The sequence below is a fragment of the Parvimonas parva genome (genome assembly GCF_016552165.1).
Classification (GTDB): domain Bacteria; phylum Bacillota; class Clostridia; order Tissierellales; family Peptoniphilaceae; genus Parvimonas; species Parvimonas parva.
Window position 1 is genome coordinate 1 of the sequence record NZ_JACVDA010000045.1, and the last position, 2,243, is coordinate 2,243.

Annotated in this window: 1 protein-coding gene; it reads left to right on the top strand. The window is 38.0% G+C overall.

All coding sequences use genetic code 11. From position 1 onward, the window contains the following. Positions 1 to 729 precede the first annotated feature (729 nt). Positions 730 to 2,025, top strand: a complete 1,296-nt coding sequence (locus tag IBJ83_RS08295) for an ISL3-like element ISEfa11 family transposase (protein WP_002297218.1) — start codon at positions 730 to 732, stop codon at positions 2,023 to 2,025. Positions 2,026 to 2,243 lie beyond the last annotated feature (218 nt).

Genomic DNA, 2,243 nt, shown 5'->3' on the forward strand with positions numbered 1-2,243 from the left:
ACATTTGAAACGCCTTAAAACGCAAATTAGAGCTTGATAAAGATATTTGCTCGTGTGCCTAGACTTTTAAAAAAGTCGGCACACGCCATGACAAAGCTGAAATAAACTGTTTCAGCTTTGTCATGGCGGATTCGCTCACTTGAAAAAGTGTTCATTTCGCTCGATTATTAGCATATATTTTTTCGCTTTTTTGCTAGCCAAATTTTGCATTAGTTCGCTCATAAGTCCCACCCTTTCAGTACGTCCGAGGGACGTATCGTTCGTAATGTGAGAGTGCCTATAAGGTCACTCTCTACAAAACTCACTAAAAGGGTTTGGCAAGCTCTATATTTGCTAGCCAAATACCTACGTATTTGGTGCAAATAACCGCTTGTCAAAGGGGCGCAAGCTCCCCCTTGAATCCCCCCTCAAAACCCACGCTCCACAATACAAAAAAGGCTAGCAAATGCTAGCCACTTTTTGTAAAGTTTCGCTTGTTTCACCTTCGGTGAAATTGTTGCAAATCAATAATTAGGTAGAGCTACATTTTTTTCGTTGTTCAAAGATTCTTATGCCATTTACTATTAATAAATCTATAAATATGATAATTTTTCGGCTCTATAATTTATGGGACTGATGAATCAGAATTGATTCTTCAGCCCCATTTTTATTTTAGGTATTAAAAAACATATCGTTCTCTAGTATGATTAAATCACCACAAAATAAACAACTGAGAGGACGATATGCTATATGAATGATTCTATCAAAAAAATGCTGAGAATAACAGAGAAAGATTTGATGATTACAGAGGTCTCTTACGAGACCCTTCAGAAGAAAAAGACGTTGGTCGTCGATGCTGTTCTCTCGCCTACTCCTCGTGCTTGTAGAAGTTGTGGTTCTACTGTGGTAGATGGAAACGGGAAAGCAATTATAGTGAAAAATGGAAAGAAGGAAACGATTGTCCGTTTTGAACAATACAATCATATGCCTTTGGTTATGCGCCTAAAAAAGCAACGCTATACCTGTAAAAACTGTCGCACCCATTGGACGGCTCAAAGTTATTTTGTCCAACCCAGACATTCAATCGCAAATCATGTTAGATATAAAATTGCTTCTTTACTGACTGAAAAAGTATCTTTATCTTTTATTGCGAAAAGCTGTCAGGTATCTTTGACCACCGTTATTCGTACATTGAAAGAGTTTAAAAGCTATTTACCAAAGCAATCTAAGAAGATCCTCCCCAGAGTATTGATGGTTGACGAATTTCGTTCGCATGCTTCCATAGAAGATAAGATGAGCTTTATTTGCGCGGATGGCGAAACAGGAAAATTAATAGATGTTTTGCCTACGCGTAAATTACCTCGATTAACAAGCTATTTCTTAGGTTGTACCAATCCAGAAGAAGTAGAATTCTTGGTGACAGACATGAACGCCGCCTACTTCCAGCTCACCAAACGTGTTCTGCCAAATGCGAAAGTCGTGATTGATCGGTTTCATATTGTCAAACACATGAATCAAGCGTTCAATGAGTTGCGTATCCGTGAAATGAATGAACTTCGTAAAGCCGGACAGAAAAGCCAGGCAGAAAAACTGAAAAAGAACTGGCGCTTTTTGCTAAAAAATCGTGCAAACATCAACCATTATGAATACAAAACATGGAAAAGTTTCCGAGCACCAAAATACCCATTTCTTACTGAAGCAATGATGATTGATCGATTGCTTGAGTTTTCTCCGCCCCTAAAGGAGGCGTATCCCTTTTTTCATGAATTAGTTGAAGCCTTTCGAGACAAAGACCCTGACTTATTTTTCTCCTTATTGGCAGAACTTCCCGAAACGTTAGATGACAGCTTTCGGGAAAAGCTTCAAAACCTTCTGACCTATGAAGAAGGCATCACCAACGCAATGATCTATCCTTATTCCAATGGAAAAATAGAAGCGAAGAATACCCACATAAAGACAATGAAACGAGTATCCTACGGATTTAAATCATTTGAGAACATGAGAATTAGAATCTTTTTGATCAATCAATTAATCAATGTAAGATAACAAAAAATCTGAGCCAGAATGTGGTTCATTCTGACTCAGATTTGATTTTGCACAACTCATCAGTCCTTATTGACAAAGAGCCCAAAAAATCTGAGCCAGAATGAGGTTCATTCTGACCCAGATTTGATTTTGTACAACCCATCAGTCCTTATTGACAAAGAGCCTAAATTAAAAAGGGAGTGTGACAGTGTCACATCCCCTTTTTAATTTATTCTATT